Origin of the sequence: Mycobacterium dioxanotrophicus, from assembly GCF_002157835.1 — a bacterium.
Taxonomy (GTDB): domain Bacteria; phylum Actinomycetota; class Actinomycetes; order Mycobacteriales; family Mycobacteriaceae; genus Mycobacterium; species Mycobacterium dioxanotrophicus.
This window is the reverse complement of record NZ_CP020809.1, coordinates 175,546-190,258: the sequence shown is the minus strand read 5'-3', so window position 1 is coordinate 190,258 and position 14,713 is coordinate 175,546. Positions and strand designations below refer to the sequence as shown.

At 65.2% G+C, this 14,713-nt stretch carries 15 protein-coding genes; 7 read left to right on the top strand and 8 right to left on the bottom strand.

All coding sequences use genetic code 11. The features are described 5' to 3' along the window. Position 1: 1 nt before the first annotated feature. Positions 2-751, bottom strand: coding sequence for a hypothetical protein (locus tag BTO20_RS00915; RefSeq protein ID WP_087072584.1), 750 nt, complete (start codon positions 749-751; stop codon positions 2-4). 177 nt (positions 752-928) lie between these two features. Between BTO20_RS00915 and BTO20_RS00910 the strand changes: the two genes are divergently transcribed. Next, positions 929-1,492 carry a TetR/AcrR family transcriptional regulator gene (locus BTO20_RS00910; protein ID WP_232491002.1) on the top strand — a complete coding sequence of 188 codons (564 nt, stop codon included), beginning with the start codon at positions 929-931 and terminating at the stop codon, positions 1,490-1,492. A 5-nt stretch (positions 1,493-1,497) separates the two neighbouring features. On the opposite strand, the gene BTO20_RS00905 is transcribed toward BTO20_RS00910, so the two are convergent. Continuing rightward, the gene (locus tag BTO20_RS00905) at positions 1,498-1,815 is read right to left on the bottom strand and encodes a hypothetical protein (protein ID WP_087072581.1); all 318 of its coding nucleotides are present in this window, start codon (positions 1,813-1,815) and stop codon (positions 1,498-1,500) included. Between the two features lie 218 nt (positions 1,816-2,033). Here BTO20_RS00905 and BTO20_RS00900 point away from each other — a divergent pair, with 218 nt between their 5' ends. Beyond that, on the top strand, positions 2,034-3,554 hold the full coding sequence (locus tag BTO20_RS00900; protein ID WP_198344210.1) for a serine hydrolase domain-containing protein: 1,521 nt from the start codon (positions 2,034-2,036) through the stop codon (positions 3,552-3,554). An 18-nt stretch (positions 3,555-3,572) separates the two neighbouring features. Here the strand turns inward: BTO20_RS00900 and BTO20_RS00895 are convergent, their stop codons facing one another. Beyond that, positions 3,573-4,127: a helix-turn-helix domain-containing protein gene (locus tag BTO20_RS00895; RefSeq protein ID WP_087072579.1), complete on the bottom strand. Its 555-nt coding sequence runs from the start codon at positions 4,125-4,127 to the stop codon at positions 3,573-3,575. Positions 4,128-4,192: 65 nt separating this feature from the next. On the opposite strand from BTO20_RS00895, the gene BTO20_RS00890 reads away from it, so the two are divergent. Together BTO20_RS00890 and BTO20_RS00885 are read left to right on the top strand one after the other, a co-directional pair. After that, positions 4,193-5,125 carry a DMT family transporter gene (locus BTO20_RS00890; RefSeq protein ID WP_087072577.1) on the top strand — a complete coding sequence of 311 codons (933 nt, stop codon included), beginning with the start codon at positions 4,193-4,195 and terminating at the stop codon, positions 5,123-5,125. A gap of 98 nt (positions 5,126-5,223) precedes the next feature. Next, entirely contained in the window at positions 5,224-6,297 is a 1,074-nt protein-coding gene (locus BTO20_RS00885) for an SDR family oxidoreductase (protein WP_198344209.1), read from the top strand. 120 nt (positions 6,298-6,417) lie between these two features. On the opposite strand, the gene BTO20_RS00880 is transcribed toward BTO20_RS00885, so the two are convergent. After that, complete coding sequence (locus BTO20_RS00880; RefSeq protein WP_087072575.1) at positions 6,418-7,167, bottom strand: SDR family oxidoreductase; 750 nt, start codon at positions 7,165-7,167, stop codon at positions 6,418-6,420. A 169-nt stretch (positions 7,168-7,336) separates the two neighbouring features. Here BTO20_RS00880 and BTO20_RS00875 point away from each other — a divergent pair, with 169 nt between their 5' ends. Continuing rightward, on the top strand, positions 7,337-8,410 hold the full coding sequence (locus tag BTO20_RS00875) for a YihY/virulence factor BrkB family protein (RefSeq protein ID WP_087072573.1): 1,074 nt from the start codon (positions 7,337-7,339) through the stop codon (positions 8,408-8,410). 459 nt (positions 8,411-8,869) lie between these two features. Next, complete coding sequence (locus BTO20_RS00870) at positions 8,870-9,301, top strand: FHA domain-containing protein (protein ID WP_087072571.1); 432 nt, start codon at positions 8,870-8,872, stop codon at positions 9,299-9,301. A 21-nt stretch (positions 9,302-9,322) separates the two neighbouring features. Here the strand turns inward: BTO20_RS00870 and BTO20_RS00865 are convergent, their stop codons facing one another. Together BTO20_RS00865 and BTO20_RS00860 are read right to left on the bottom strand one after the other, a co-directional pair. After that, the gene (locus BTO20_RS00865; RefSeq protein ID WP_087072569.1) at positions 9,323-9,805 is read right to left on the bottom strand and encodes a DUF1942 domain-containing protein; all 483 of its coding nucleotides are present in this window, start codon (positions 9,803-9,805) and stop codon (positions 9,323-9,325) included. 104 nt (positions 9,806-9,909) lie between these two features. Continuing rightward, entirely contained in the window at positions 9,910-10,863 is a 954-nt protein-coding gene (locus BTO20_RS00860) for a TIGR03557 family F420-dependent LLM class oxidoreductase (protein WP_087072567.1), read from the bottom strand. 156 nt (positions 10,864-11,019) lie between these two features. On the opposite strand from BTO20_RS00860, the gene BTO20_RS00855 reads away from it, so the two are divergent. After that, complete coding sequence (locus tag BTO20_RS00855) at positions 11,020-12,441, top strand: selenium-binding protein SBP56-related protein (RefSeq protein WP_087072565.1); 1,422 nt, start codon at positions 11,020-11,022, stop codon at positions 12,439-12,441. A 52-nt stretch (positions 12,442-12,493) separates the two neighbouring features. On the opposite strand, the gene BTO20_RS00850 is transcribed toward BTO20_RS00855, so the two are convergent. Together BTO20_RS00850 and BTO20_RS00845 are read right to left on the bottom strand one after the other, a co-directional pair. After that, positions 12,494-13,594, bottom strand: a complete 1,101-nt coding sequence (locus BTO20_RS00850) for a glutamate--cysteine ligase 2 (RefSeq protein ID WP_087072563.1) — start codon at positions 13,592-13,594, stop codon at positions 12,494-12,496. Positions 13,595-13,749: 155 nt separating this feature from the next. Next, entirely contained in the window at positions 13,750-14,706 is a 957-nt protein-coding gene (locus tag BTO20_RS00845; protein WP_232491001.1) for a hypothetical protein, read from the bottom strand. Positions 14,707-14,713 lie beyond the last annotated feature (7 nt).

Sequence of the window (14,713 nt, the reverse complement as noted above, 5' to 3'; positions counted from 1 at the left end):
GTCATGCTCCAATGGGTGTCGGGACGGATGCGGGCTTGCTGGCCACCGCGATCTTGCGCAGCGACAGCACGTGCAGTGCCGCGGCGAGCGGTACCACGGTGGTAGGGATCAGGACCAGCGGCAGCAACGCGAGTTGCTCGGTGGTCGGGTGCAGCGACAGCACGTGCGCGACGCCGGGGGCGGCGGCGACACCGATCGTGGTCGCCACTACCAGGTCCAGCAGCCCCAGAATGTTGAACCACACCGCCCGGCGGCCGACGACACCACGCCGAATGCTGCGCGCCACATAGACCGCGCCGATCCCGGTGGCGATATCGCCCAGCCCTGCCGGCAGCGCGAACCCGGCCGGTAGTGCGCCGAGAGCCATCGCCATCAGAAAGACCACACCCTCGACCCGAAAGTACTGCGGTACCGTCAGCCGCCACAGCGCCTGCTGTTCGGCCAGGATGCGCGACACCACCGGGACACGGGTGGCGAGTAGCACCGCCGCCAGCGCCGTGAACATCGCGACGGGAAGCCACGGCTGTGCCTTGTTCGATGCGAACCGATATACGTCGGCGTGCGCGAGGATCGCGCTGGCGAAAACCCAAGTCGCCCAGGATGTTCCCGCTATGAGCGCGACCCCGGCGGAGATGCGAGGACCATGGCCGGTGCCACGCGCGCCATGCCACAGCATCACGCAGATCGTTGCGGTGGTGCCGATCAACCCGGCCAGCACGATCGCCGAGACGTAGATCGGGAGTGTGCTCATGACGCCTCCAGGCGATGTGGCCAAACACTGGGTACGTTTCCGTACATCGTGTTCAATTAAAGTGACGCCGCCGGTATTCCGTCAACGACCAGTGGAGGCCAGATGTCCAGTATCGAACACGGACGCCGAAATGTACGGAAACCAACGGGTTCCGGCGCCGCGATCGGCGATCGGCGCGTGAGGCGCACCCGCAAGTTGTTGCACGACGCGTTCTTGGAACTTGTGCTCGAAAAGGGCTACGAGAAAACCACAATCCAGGACATCCTCGACCGAGCCGATGTCGGCCGCTCGACCTTCTACGGTCATTTCCGGGACAAGGAAGCGCTGCTGACGGCGAGTTTCGACGGCATGCGCGCTCAGCTCGAACACGACCTCGCCGGCATCGACGCCACCGGGCCCGTCGACGTCACGCTGCCCGCCGCATTGCTCTACGAACACGCCCACCGAAACCAGCGGGTGTATCGGGCCCTGTGCGGGCACCAGGGCGGTGCTCTGGTTCAGCGCTACCTACGCGGACTGATCAGCGATCTCCTGCGAAAGCACCTGCAGCCCAGCGCCGCTCACCCGGACGTACCTGACGACGTGGCTGCCGAGTTCTATACCTCTGCGACCCTGGGCCTGATGGTGTGGTGGATCGACCACGATTTCTGCAACGGTCCAGCCTGGTTGACGGCAGCATACCGAGCGCTGGCAATCCCGGCCGAGGGAGATGCTCTCGTGCAACGCATTTCACGGCATTAGCTACGTCACGGCTGAACGCCGTCGCCCAGAATCGTGGGGAAGAACTGCAGCGCCGCCCCGATGACCGTAAGGGAAATCGGTGTGCCGATCGGGATGGGCTTCGCGGTGCCGGGTGCGGCGCTCGCGGCGCGGTCGTGGCCGGTCGTCCCGGTGGCATGAACGCGAGCGGACCCGGCTGCAGCACGCATGTGCCCGGCGGCCCCAACGGTGTGGGCGTGCGGTCCGGCTCCCATGGCGTGGGTGGATGCGTTGGCCACAGCGGGTGAGAGGGCCCCGAGCATCAGGCCTGCCGCGACGGCGCCGATCAGCGGTAAACGATTCATGAGCGTGGCCTTTCGATGAGGAAAAGTTCAATGTGAACTTGCCTGCACGAAGTTAGGTGCCCGTGGTCGCGGCGTCGCGCTTGTGCGCGCTAGTCGCGAAAGCGGCTGTTCTTCTGCTTTTGCGCATTGCGCTCACCGCCGGATCGCGGGAATACAGTACGGGCGCGCCGGGCTGCGGTCGGGTGACGCGACACCCGCGCCCGGCTACCGTTGGTCCGGTGTCAAGATCGCGCGTCGCACCGATCCACGCGATTGCAGTCGTCTTGCTCGCCCTCGGCGCTGTGCCGTCGTGTGGGCAATCAGCGTCACCGCCGCCGGCTACCAGCACCTCGATAATCGCTCCTCCGATCACGACGACAACCACGACCACGACGCCGCCACCGGTCGTTCCCGAGGGAGATTTCACCCCCGTCGCCCGGCTGGTCGACGATTCGATTGCGGCGCACCGACTGCCCGGCGCGGTGGTTCAGATCGGGCATGCCGGCAACGTCGTCTTCCGCCAGGCGTTCGGCTCGCGCAAGCTAGCCGACGAACCCGGGCTCGACGGGGCACCCGCACCGGCCGAGGCGATGACCGAGGACACGATCTTCGACCTGGCATCGTTGACGAAGAGCCTCGCGACCACCGTCGCCGTCCTCCAGCTCTATGAACAGGGCCGCCTTCAGATCGACGACCCCGTGCAGAAGTACCTACCCGAATTCAACCCGGGGAATGACCCACGACGCGCGCAGGTGACGCTGCGCATGCTGCTGACGCACACCTCGGGCATCGCCGGCGATTTGAGCCTCGACGGGCCTTGGGGACTGGACCACGCCGACAAAGCTCAAGGCATTCGTCGTGCACTCGCCGCATGGGTGGTGTTCGACCCCGGAACGCTCTTTCACTACTCCGACATCAACTTCATCATCCTCGGCGCACTGGTCGAGAAGATCACCGGTGAAACGTTGGATACGTACGTGCCGCGCAACGTCTTTGCTCCGTTGGGCCTGGCCGACACCCGCTACCTTCCCGCGGACAAGGCGTGCGGACCGCACCAGATTCGGGGTACGGCAATCGTTTTCGACAAGAACGCAGACCCGCCGGGGGCATGCCCCGAAGGCACCTGGAGCACTGCTCTCCTGGCCCGGATCGCACCCACCGCCCACGACGGGGACACCCCGGGCCTCAACCCCGACTTCGATCAGCTGCTGCGCGGCACCGTGCACGACCCGACGGCCCGCCGCATGGGTGGCGTGAGCGGCAGCGCCGGGGTGTTCTCGACGGTGCACGATGTCGGAAGGTATGCGCAGGCCCTCCTCGACCGGCTCGCCGGACGACCCAGCCCGTTCCCGCTGAAGCGGTCCACGCTGGAGGCGATGACGACGCCGCAGCAACCTGGGCACAACGCTGCGCAACTGCAGGCTGCCAACGAAGCGACCCGTCGAGCGGTCGAAAACAACCCCAACACGACGGATCCCCTGCTCGCGCCGAACTATCCGGCGATCGCCGGCCAAAACCTCCGCGGCTTCGGCTGGGATATCGACACCGAGCAGTCCCGCCCGCGCGGAATGCTCTTCCCGATCGGTAGCTTCGGCCACACCGGCTTCACCGGGGTATCGCTATGGATAGACCCCGGCTCGGACACCTATGTGATCGTCCTGGCAAACGTGATCCATCAACCGGGCGGCCCGCCGATCGTGAAGCTCAGCGGCGACATCGCCACCACGGCCGCGCGAATCCTGCATCTGTACGGTGCGTAGCAGCGTCCATGGCCGCAGTCACGACAAGACGACGCGGACGAACCTGGTCACCTCGGAACCGGCGTTGACGTAAGCATACTGCTGAGCGCTGCCGTAAACCGCGTGGTCACCCAATTCGAGTGTCATATCACCGCTTTCGCGCTCGATCCGCAGCCGCCCGGCGGTGACGAGCACCATCTCGTGCCATCCGGCAGGGTTAGGGTTGGCGTCATACCGGTCACCCACGCCAAGGCTCCAGACCCAGAGCTGTCCCTCCCGGTGTGCCACCGCGCTGCCGAGCAGTACCGCGTGGCTGTCGTCAGCGTCGCCCCTCCACAACAGGGCATCGATGCGCTCCGGGGTTGCGGCGGGTGCGAGGACCAGGTCGACGAACGTCGCACCGAGGGCATCGGCAATCGTATCCAGCGACGACAGGCTGACGTTTGCTGAGCCGGCCTCCAGATTCACGATGGTCCGCCGGCTGAGCCCCGCGGCGGTGGCCAGCTCCGACTGGCTCAGCCCCGATGCCGCACGCAGGCGCCGTACGTTCGCCCCGACGCACGCCAGGACATCGGTTCGCTCACCAGCACTCATCGCTGCCACTGTAACCGATGTGCATTATTTTGCGCATCGCGCCGCTCCGCCCTACAGTGTGCAGAATGTTGCACACCTCGATTCGCGAGCGGTTGCCGTCGGGTCCCGAGCTGGCCCTGATCGGCGTCACCGCGATCTGGGGATCGACGTTCCCGATCGTGCACGAGGCCATGAATCACAGCGGGCCGTCGTTCTTCGTGGGCCTACGGTTTGTGATCGCAGGTGTGCTCGCTGCCGCCGTGTTCTACAAGACCCTTCGAGGCATCAGTCTCGCCGAGGTCGGGGCCGGTGTGGCGATCGGTGCAGCCATCGCGTTCGGCTACGGCTTACAGACCTATGGCCTGCAGTCCATCAGCTCGAGCGTCTCCGCGTTCATCACCGCTCTCTATGTGCCGCTGGTGCCGCTGTTGCAGTGGGCGGTGATGCGCCGCCGCCCCGATCGAGGGGCACTGGTCGGGGTGGTGCTCGCCTTCATCGGTCTCGTTCTGCTGGCTGGTCCGAGCGCCACCGGCATCAGCCTCGGCCACGGCGAATTGGCGACGCTCCTGGGCGCTGTGGCCATGGCTGCCGAGATCCTGCTGATCAGCGTTTTTGCGGGCAAGGTAGACCTCGGCAGAATCACCGTCATCCAGCTGCTGGCCGCCGGGGCCTTCGCCTTCCTCGCCATGCCCGTGACGGGCGAGACCGTTCCGGCGTTTTCGTGGTGGTGGTTCGGGGCCGCGGTCGGGATGGGCGTCTCGAGTTGTTTGATCCAGGCGACCATGAATTGGGCCCAGCGCTCGGTCTCGCCGACCCGCGCCACCATCATCTATGCGGGCGAGCCCGTCTGGGGCGGCATCTTCGGCCGGATCGCAGGAGACCGCCTGCCCGGACTCGCGATCGTCGGCGCCATCTTCATCGTGGTCGGCGTCATCGTCAGCGAGCTCAAGCCCCGATCGCGCCGCGAAGAAGCCGCCGCCGCCGAGGAAATCGACTGCGCCACAGCAAGTCAGGCGTAGTCCGAACGAGAATATCGGCGGATGATCGTGCGCTTCTGATCGGCGTTGATGTCCGTAGCGGCCTCGACGCCGTCGCGCCGGCAGGTAAGGATTAGCCCATGACCACGATCGACGCGACCGCACCGGTGCTTGTCACGGGCGCCAGCGGATACATCGGCAGCTGGATCGTCCGACGCCTCCTCGAAGGCGGGCACACCGTGCACGGCACGGTGCGCAATCCGCAAAAAGACACCGGCCTGGAGCATCTGCACAAGCTCTCCGCCGACCACCCGGGCCGACTCCGGCTGTTCAAGGCAGACCTCCTCGACCCCGGCAGCTTCGACGACGCCATGGTCGGGTGTGAGCTCGTCATGCACACCGCATCGCCATTCATCCTCTCCGGGTTCACTGATCCGCAGGAGGCACTCGTGCGGCCGGCCCTGGAAGGCACCCGCAACGTGCTGGACTCGGTGAACCGCGCGCCGAGTATCAAGCGTGTGGTGCTGACCAGCAGCGTGGTCGCGATCTACGGCGACGCCCGCGAATCACGGGACGTTCCCGGTGGCGTCTTCACCGACGAGCGCTGGAACACCACCAGTAGCGTTGACCACCAACCATATTCGTATTCCAAGACGGTGGCCGAGCAGGAGGCCTGGCGGTACCAGAAGGCGCAGGACCGTTGGGACATGGTCACCATCCATCGCGGCCTGGTGCTGGGGCCTTCGCTGACCAGTGCCAGCGACTCGGCCAGCCTGAGCACCATGAAGCAGTTCATCGACGGCACCCTGCTGACCGGGGCTCCGGCGTTGACCATGGGTGTGGTGGACGTCCGCGATGTCGCCGACGCGCACGTGCTCGCCGGCTTCACTCCCGAGGCCCACGGCCGCTACATCGTCAACGCCGACTCCCTGACCCTGCTGCAGATCGGCAAGATTCTGCGCCGCGGGTATGGTCCGTTCTATCCGTTCCCGAGGGCCACGGCGCCCAAGGCCGTCGTCAAACTCGTCGCTCCGCTGGCCGGGCTGACACGAAAGTACGTCGATACCAACGTCGGTTACCCGTTGGCCTTCGACAACAGCCGCAGCCGGGGTGAGCTCGGGCTGACGTATCGGCCCGTCGAAGAGACCATCACCGACCACTTCCAGCAGATGCTCGACGACGGCATCGCTCCGCGCCGACCCGGCGGGCGGTGACCTGGTCAGTCCGGTCTGCTGTCGAAGAGACGCCCGAGCGCCTGCCTGCCGATGATGCCAGATCGATTGCCGTACCTGGCGTTCGGCGACAGCGGGTTTCACCACCACATGTTGAACTAGTCAGCAGAAGGGAATTGAGGCGATCATCGCTCCGTCGCCGGTGACGAGGCTGTCCTTCGCCAACGTCGCACCGAAGTAGGTCGCCTGTCGATCGACCACCACCCGCTGATCGTCGTGGTGCAGCGCCAGCACCTCCCGCGCCAGCCGGGCGAACGAGATCTTCTCGGGCCCACCGATGTTGATCACGCGGTTGCGCGGCGGCGATATCGCGACCTCGGCCAAGAAGGCCGCCACTTCGTCGGCCGCGATGGGCTGGATCAGCGCATCCGGCACCCGGACGTCATGCTCGTCCTCCTCGTCCGCGTCGGTTTCGACAACCAGCGACTCGACGATCGCGTCCGCGAACTCACGAAACTGGGTCGCTCGCACGATGGTGTACGGCAGCCCCGACGACGAGATGATCTGCTCCTGCGCGACCTTGGCCCGCATGTAGCCGCTGTCCGGTAGTTCGTCGACGCCCACAATCGACAGTGCCACGTAATGGCCCACCCCGGCCGCCCGCGCCGCGGCCACCAGATTGGTGGTCGACCTGACGAAGAAATCCGTCACTTCCTCGTCGTCGAATGACGGCGAGTTGGTGACATCGACCAGGGTGTCAGCGCCGGCGAGCGCCTTGGGGAGGCCGAGGCCACTGAGCACGTCGACACCGGAACGCCGGGACGCTGAGACCACGTCCTCACCCTCGCGGGTCAACAGCTCGACGAGCAGACCTCCGATGAGGCCGCTGGCCCCCATAACTGTGACCTTCACTGTGCGAACACCTTTCGTCGTGGCCCCGACTTGGGAGTCGGAGACCCAGACTACGTCGCGCAGTGCGCCGCGGGTTGCGAAAACAGGATCCGGTAGTCGCCGACGAGGCGGGCGGTGTTTTAGGGCGAACAACCAGTGTGGCGTGCACTTGATATGGGAACCGTGAGGTATGACCGACACCAGAGCCGAGGACGAAAAGGAACATGCCGAGGAGAAGGAGCGAGCGCCAGATCCCGACGACGCGAGCAAGCCAGAATCGCCCGACGACCTGACCAAGGCCTCGTGGCGGTTCGTGTTACGTAAGACGGCCCGCGAATTCACCGAAGACCAGTGCACCGACCTGGCCGCGGCGCTGACCTACTATGCGGTGTTGTCGCTCTTTCCGGCCTTACTGGTGATGGTGTCGTTGCTCGGCGTGTTCGGCCAAGGAGAGCGCACTGTCAACGCCCTGATCGAGGCCGCCGGCAATGTGGCGCCGGCATCAGCACTCGACATATTGCGTCCGACTGTCAAGCAGGTGGTCGAAAGTCCGTCGGCCGGATTGACCCTTGTCGTCGGTGTCCTCGGCGCGCTGTGGTCGGCGTCGGGCTACATCGGTGCTTTCGGGCGCTCGATGAACCGCATTTACGAGATCGCTGAGGGCCGCCCGGCATGGAAGCTGCGACCCATGCAGCTACTCCTCACCTTAGGGGCCTTGATCCTTGCTGCTGCAGTTGCGTTGATGCTCGCGATCAGCGGGCCCGTCGCCGCAACCGTAGGCCGCACCCTCGGCCTCGGCGACGTGGCGCAGACTTTGTGGGCAGTCGCCAAGTGGCCCGTGGTGCTGGTACTCGTCAGCGTCGCCGTCGCCATCCTCTACTACGCCGCCCCCAACGTACGGCAGCCTAAGTTCCGATGGCTCAGCATCGGCTCGGCCGTCGCGATCGTGGTGTGGGTGCTGGCATCGGTCGGGTTCGGGTTCTACGTCAGCAACTTCGGCAGCTACAACAAGACCTACGGCACGCTGGCCGGAGTGATCGTATTCCTCCTGTGGTTGTGGCTGACCAACCTTGCCCTGCTGTTCGGCGCCGAACTGGATGCCGAACTGGAGCGCGGTCGTCAACTGCAGGCCGGCATACCCGCCGAGCGCGAACTGCAGTTGCCGCCCAAAGACACCCGCGTCATGAAAAAGACCGAAGCCGCCGACGACAAGGACGTCAAACTCGGACGCCGACTGCGCCACACCCGGGGACGCAGCGAGTGAAAGTCGCCGAAGCGAGGACCGCGCTGCTGTTGTGCAGCCCCACCGGCGCACGTGAACCCGGCGCGACTTTCCCGATCCGCCCGTAGCGCAAACGAACTCGACCGGTGAGCGACAGACCGAACTACGATCACCTGCAAAGAGTGCACCGCTGAAGCTGGTGCTACTCGTTGTGCCCGCAGACCGACAGTGGTATTGCTAAGTGATGCGGTGCCCGACGTGCGGGGCTCCGATCACCATCATCGCCGCCGCTGCTCTCGATGAGCTCGACAGAAGCGAATGCAGCTCCTGCCCATGGTCGATCTATGTCGACGGCTCTGTGCAAAACAGACGTTATGTCCCGTTCGTTGCGGATTCAGAAACCAAGGGCACCAACGTAAACGAGCCATCGCGACCCTACAGATCGGAATAGAGGCGCTCTAGGTCGACTAGACCGCACATGTGGGCCGAAGAGGACAACCCGTGAGCACAACACAGAACCACCCGACGTCGGAATACCGGATTGAGGAAACGACGAGATCGCACGCCCCGTTCGGCGATACGGTTGGGGCCGCGGCAACGGCCCTGGAGCACCTCGACACGCTGCCACCCGGCGCCGCCATGCTGGTCGTCAAACGCGGCCCCTCCGTCGGACTACGGTTCGTATTGCATCAGCCCATCACCGTCGCCGGGCGTCATCCCCGCAGCGACATCTATCTCGACGACATCACGGTCAGCCGGCTGCACGCCGAATTCCACTGCGACAAGGGAGAGTTCCAGATCATAGACACCAACAGCCTCAACGGCACCTACCTCAACCGTCAACCGGTGGAGTGCGCGACACTGACCAATGGCGACGAAATTCAAATTGGCAATTTCCGCCTGCTGTTCTTCACCAGCACCGCAGCCAGCTGATCAGAGTGCGATGCGCGATGTTCACTGGCTGGTCCAGACCATCCGGTCCTGTGCGCCATCGTTGTAGGCAACGAGCGTGGGAGCGGGACCGGTCACGTCGAAATAGATGTGCCCGGTGGTGCGCTGACCTTCACTCATCGGCGACACATCAAGATCGGGCGCCAGTGCCTGGTCCAGCACCCGGTAGCTCTGGCCGTCTGCCGTGCGGGCGTTGAATGACCGCATCGCGGGGACGACCGACCCGCGGACGGCAGCCACCGTGGTCGTCGCGTACCAAAGCCGGCCCGCCAATGGGACACCGGTGGTTCCCGGCACATTCAACATCGTGCTGTTGGTTGGCTGCAGGTCAGTGACGCTGTAGGCGACCACAGACCCGTTCGGGTCGACCAGCTGCTGCTCGCTGCCGATGGGGCTGGCCGAGGAAGTTGCCGGCGCGCCGATCCCGAGCGCCAGCACGACGGCGACTGCACCCGCCGTTGCTGCAGCGGTTCTCAATCCACTCATGGCCTTCTCCTCCCTTGTCGCGCGAACGCCAGGGGCGTGTGGTCACGTGTTTGCCGGTTTCAGCAGGTTTAAACTCCCCGATCGCTACTCCGGGACGCGGCCACCTACGCCAGCTGCGGCAATACGTCGTGCTGCCAGGCGGTAAAGAAGCCGTCCATGTCCGGGCCGATCTGCTGTACGTACACTTCGTCGGCGCCGGCGTCCAGGTAGCGCCGGACCTGTGCGGCATGCTCGTCGGCATCGTCACCACACGTCACGGATTGTGCGACCGTTTCGGCCGGTACCAGGGTCATCGCGTCGGCGAAATCCTGCGGGGTCGGGAGGGTTTGCGCCAAACGTCCCGGCAACTGCTCGTTGGCCCACAGCCGGTGGGCGGCCTTGAGGGCGGTGTCGTGGTCGCGATCCCAGCTGACCTTCGTGCCGGCTTGCACCGTCTTGGATCCGCCGCCGCTGTCGCGGAAAGTCTTGATCAGTTCGCTGTCGGGCATCGCGGTGCAGTAGCCGTCACCGATACGCCCGGCCAGTGCGGCCGACTGCGGCCCGAAGCCCGAGACGTAGATGGGAACCGGCTGGTCCGGGCAGGTGTAGATCCGGGCCTCCTGGACCTCGTAGTGCTGGCCGTGACGGCTGACCTGGTGTCCCTTGTGCAGCAGCCGGATCACCTCGACCGCCTCTTCGAGCATGTCCTGGCGCACCCCCACCGACGGCCATCGGTCACCGAGCACATGTTCGTTCAGCGCTTCGCCGCTGCCGACACCCAGAATGAACCGGCCATCCAGCTGGACAGCGGCCGTCGCCGCAGCTTGGGCGATGATCGCCGGGTGTATGCGGGTTGTAGGGCAGGTCACCGCGGTGGACACTGGCAGCGACGTCACCTGCGAGAGCGCGCCGATCACACCCCAGACGAAAGGACTCTGGCCCTGCTCATCGTTCCAGGGATGGAAATGATCCGAGATCCACAGCGCCTCAAAACCAGCTGCCTCGGCACGTTTGGCTTGATCGATCAGCTGCGCTGGACCGAACTGTTCACACGATAAGAAGTATCCGATTTTTCCCATGTCCTCGGACTACCCACACCCCATGGGGCTACGCACCTGCACGGGATAGCGGGATAGACAGCCCCGCCTTCCCGGCGAATGATCAACGGAGACGCGACTGTCACAAGGCATTCGAGTTCTCGGATGCATGGGTCGCTGCCCTCCCGAGGAGGAATCATGGCTACGACAGATCCCACGTTTTACCGCAGCCCGGGCGTCGCCGTGGCGGCCGCGCCCGAGCAGTTGGCCTATGTCGTCGCTTTCGACCCGGCGGGCCAGGCGAAGGACGCGCTCGCGGTGGTGGATTGCGACGCGGCGTCGTCGACATACGGTGGCGTGGTCGGCTGGGCGGAGTTGCCGACGGCGGGCAACGAACTGCATCACTTCGGGTGGAGCGCATGCTCGAGTGCACTGTGCCACGACGGGCATGGCGGCGATCACGGGACATCGCTCGAGCGGCGCTATCTGCTCGTCCCCGGCATTCGCTCGTCGACCACCTATGTCCTCGACACCAAGCCGGATCCCCGCCGCCCGATCGTGACGCGGACGATCGAGGCCAGTGAGCTGGCAGCCAAAGCCGGATACTCGCGCCCACACACGGTGCACTGTGGCCCGGGCGGCATCTTCATGTCGGCGTTGGGCGGAGCCAACGGCGAGGACGGTCCCGGCGGCATCGCGCTGATCGACCACGACACCTTCGAGGTGATCGGACAGTGGGAGCTGGACCGCGGATCGCAGACCTTGGCCTACGACGTGTGGTGGCACCTTAATTACGACACACTCGTGACATCGGAGTGGGGGCCGATCTCGATCATCGAGCGCGGGCTCAACCCCGAAGACTTGCTCGGCCGCAAATTCGGGCACCACGTGAACTTCTGGAGCATGTCCGAGCGCAAACTGACCCAGCGCGTCGACCTCGGTGACCAGCACCAGATGGTGCTCGAGCTGCGTCCGGCCCACGACCCGTCCAAGGCATTCGGCTTCGTGGGAGTGGTGATCAGCGTCGAGGATCTGTCGGCGTCGGTGTGGCTGTGGCACCAGGACGGTGATCGATGGTCGGTCGACAAGGTGATCACCATCCCGCCCGAGCCAGCCGACCCCGAGGACCTGCCGCCGGCGCTGAAGCCCTTCGGTGCGGCGCCGCCGCTGGTCAGCGATATCGATCTGTCGGTCGACGATCGCTGGCTGTACGTATCCTGCTTTGGCACAGGCGAACTCAAGCAGTACGACGTCAGCGACCCGTTCCACCCCCGAGAGACGGCATCGGTGCGGCTCGGCGGCGTCGTGCGGCATGAGCCACACCCGGCGGTGCCGGACCTGCGGCTCAGCGGCGGGCCCCAGATGGTGGAAATCAGCCGCGACGGCCGGCGGGTGTACGTCACGAACTCGCTCTATGGATCCTGGGACGGCATCTTCTATCCCGAAGGCGTCGGGGCATGGATGGCCAAGCTCGACGCCGACGTCTCCGCCGGCGGTCTGATCCCCGATACCGGCTTCTTCCCGCACGGCGACGACTTCCGCGGCCACAGCATCCACCAAACCCGACTCCAAGGCGGCGACGCGTCCAGCGACTCGTATTGCTTCACCGACTCAGCGTGAGCGCGCCGGCCAGACGTTGTCCTGTAGCGACGTCGTGAAAGATTCCGGCCGCTCATTCGAATGTCGTTGTCGCCGCCCCTAATTCGTCGATGACGTCTTCGACGTTTTCGCGACGGTGCCATACGCGGCGCTGCCGCATCGCGCCGTTGCCCGCCTGCGCGATGCGCGCCAACTCGTCGCGGGCCATGTCGTAGTCACCCAACGCTTCGAGTGCCGGCCGCACGTGTTCGATGAGCCCGGCCACCAGCAGCCGCGTCGATGCCAATGAATAACCGGCCATCAGATCGATCGCCTGGCCGCCGAGCCCATCGTGGGCCGCTCTCCAGTGGGCGGCGCGTAAGGCCCAATCCGTGGGCCGCGGTGCGCGATCCCCGTCCTCCCGGGCTTGCAGCGCCGTCATCACACAGGCCCGGATAAGCGTGGCCAGCAACACCGTCTCGGCCACCGTGGCGGGCACGTCGGCCACGCGCACCTCGACTGTCGGAAAGCGGGCGGACGGCCGCACATCCCAATAGACCATGCCGTAGTCGAGCGCGGCACCAGACTCGAGCAGGGCATGGACCGTGGCGTCGTACTGCTCGACCGTCTCGAAGTACGGCGGCGGCCCAGAGCTCGGCCAGTGGGCCCAGAGCATGCTGCGGAAACTCGCGTAGCCGGTGTCGGTGTTGCGGTAGATCGCCGAGTTGGCGGTCAATGCCAGCAATAGATGCAGGACGGGTCGGATTCGGTTACTGACGTCGATGGCGGCCGCGCGGCTGGGTACCGCGACGTGCACATGGCACCCGCAGACGCCCTGCTCGTGGGCGATGATGCCGAACCGATCGGCAATCCGGTGGTAGCGCGGCTTGTTGGTGACCGGGAACGCGTGCGGCACGGTCGGTGGCAGCGCGACGGCCAACAGCCGCGTGTCATTGGCCTCCGCCGCCTTCGAGGCGATGCGACGCAGTCGACTGAGCTCGGCGCGCAACTCAGTGCTGCTACTGACCACGTCAGTCGTGGTCTCAACCTGGCAACTGGTCAGTTCGAGCTGCAACTCGACGCCCTGCTTGGCCGCATACTCAGCGACAGCTTTATTGCGGGCGGCAGGGTAGCCATGTCGCCCATCCACGAGGAGAAACTCCTCCTCCACGCCGACCGTGGGATGACTGCTCATGGCTTGGGATTGCCCGGCGCGCGGCACACCAAACGTTGCGCCGCCATACCGACGATCCCGTGTTGCGCAAGGGTTTCCGATATGGGGTCTCCCTCGTGTTCACTCGCGAGGGCTTGGCCGGCAAACGGCCACCTGCCGATCTGCTGACTGTGCTCTCAGCCAGCCGGCGTATACGGTCCGCCGTTGAGGGCCTTTGTGCGGCTGATGGCCTCAGCCAGGCTTGGAGCTGTCTGCAACTGGTCGAGCAGCACCCACAGCCGAGTTGCCCGGTACGGGGCACCGTTGGGTATCGGCTCAAACGGGGGCAACTGGGGCCCGAGGCTGTAGACCGCATGGGGCCGTGCTGCGAGCGGATTCTTCTTGGTCGTCATATACGGATAGCGGTCTTGGAGGTGCGGCACCACGTCAGCATCGATGACGCGGTGGATGCGACGCACGGCTCCATCCCATCGAAACGCCATGAAGTTCGGCGGCTCGGTAGGCCAGCCGCCTTCACCGTAGGGATGGAAGTAGGCGAGTTGATCGGTAACGATCTCCTTGAAAGTCGCTCCCCCACCCGGTCGTTCGTCGTTGAGCACAACGCTGTAGGTCCAACTCTCGGCGACATTGCGCACCTTCACGACCTCCTTGAGGTATGCCCGCAGCTCATCCAGCCATACTCGTTCGCGCCCCCTGCAGTCAGGTTTGACCGCCTCGATATCAGCCAATACCTCAGCCCATGGCAGGTGGACAACGCGAATCCCGTCCACAGTCGCAGGCAGGCTCGTTCGAGCCAGGGCATGCGATGCCTGGGACAGACTTATCAATGCCCCTCGGCCGTGGTGTTCGATGCGGTTCGCGTACTGCTCGAGCTGGGCTTGCGACGGCAGCAGCCAGCCGCGCTTCGCCTCCACGATGAATAGCGCGTTTCCCACGCGAATCTCAAGATCGGTGCGACCAACCTCCCCACGCACCTCAAGTGCCAACGATGACTCACCTTCCACGCGAATCTTCAACGCGTGCGAAACCCGACCCAAGAGCTCGACCGCTAGTTGCGGACACCGCGATAGCCCGAATCCGAAGGCGGCGGTGAGGTCGTTCTCGTTGTGGCCGAGAAGGTCGAACGCCGACACCACTTCA

Bases quoted from the DNA above. Each gene is read 5' to 3' on its own strand.
- BTO20_RS00875 (WP_087072573.1), top strand. From the start codon at position 7,337: ATGACCGACACCAGAGCCGAGGACGAAAAGGAACATGCCGAGGAGAAG.
- BTO20_RS00850 (WP_087072563.1), bottom strand. From the start codon at position 13,594: ATGAGCAGTCATCCCACGGTCGGCGTGGAGGAGGAGTTTCTCCTCGTG.
- BTO20_RS00855 (WP_087072565.1), top strand. From the start codon at position 11,020: ATGGCTACGACAGATCCCACGTTTTACCGCAGCCCGGGCGTCGCCGTG.
- BTO20_RS00895 (WP_087072579.1), bottom strand. From the start codon at position 4,127: ATGAGTGCTGGTGAGCGAACCGATGTCCTGGCGTGCGTCGGGGCGAAC.
- BTO20_RS00865 (WP_087072569.1), bottom strand. From the start codon at position 9,805: ATGAGTGGATTGAGAACCGCTGCAGCAACGGCGGGTGCAGTCGCCGTC.
- BTO20_RS00905 (WP_087072581.1), bottom strand. From the start codon at position 1,815: ATGAATCGTTTACCGCTGATCGGCGCCGTCGCGGCAGGCCTGATGCTC.
- BTO20_RS00885 (WP_198344209.1), top strand. From the start codon at position 5,224: ATGACCACGATCGACGCGACCGCACCGGTGCTTGTCACGGGCGCCAGC.
- BTO20_RS00890 (WP_087072577.1), top strand. From the start codon at position 4,193: ATGTTGCACACCTCGATTCGCGAGCGGTTGCCGTCGGGTCCCGAGCTG.
- BTO20_RS00860 (WP_087072567.1), bottom strand. From the start codon at position 10,863: ATGGGAAAAATCGGATACTTCTTATCGTGTGAACAGTTCGGTCCAGCG.
- BTO20_RS00915 (WP_087072584.1), bottom strand. From the start codon at position 751: ATGAGCACACTCCCGATCTACGTCTCGGCGATCGTGCTGGCCGGGTTG.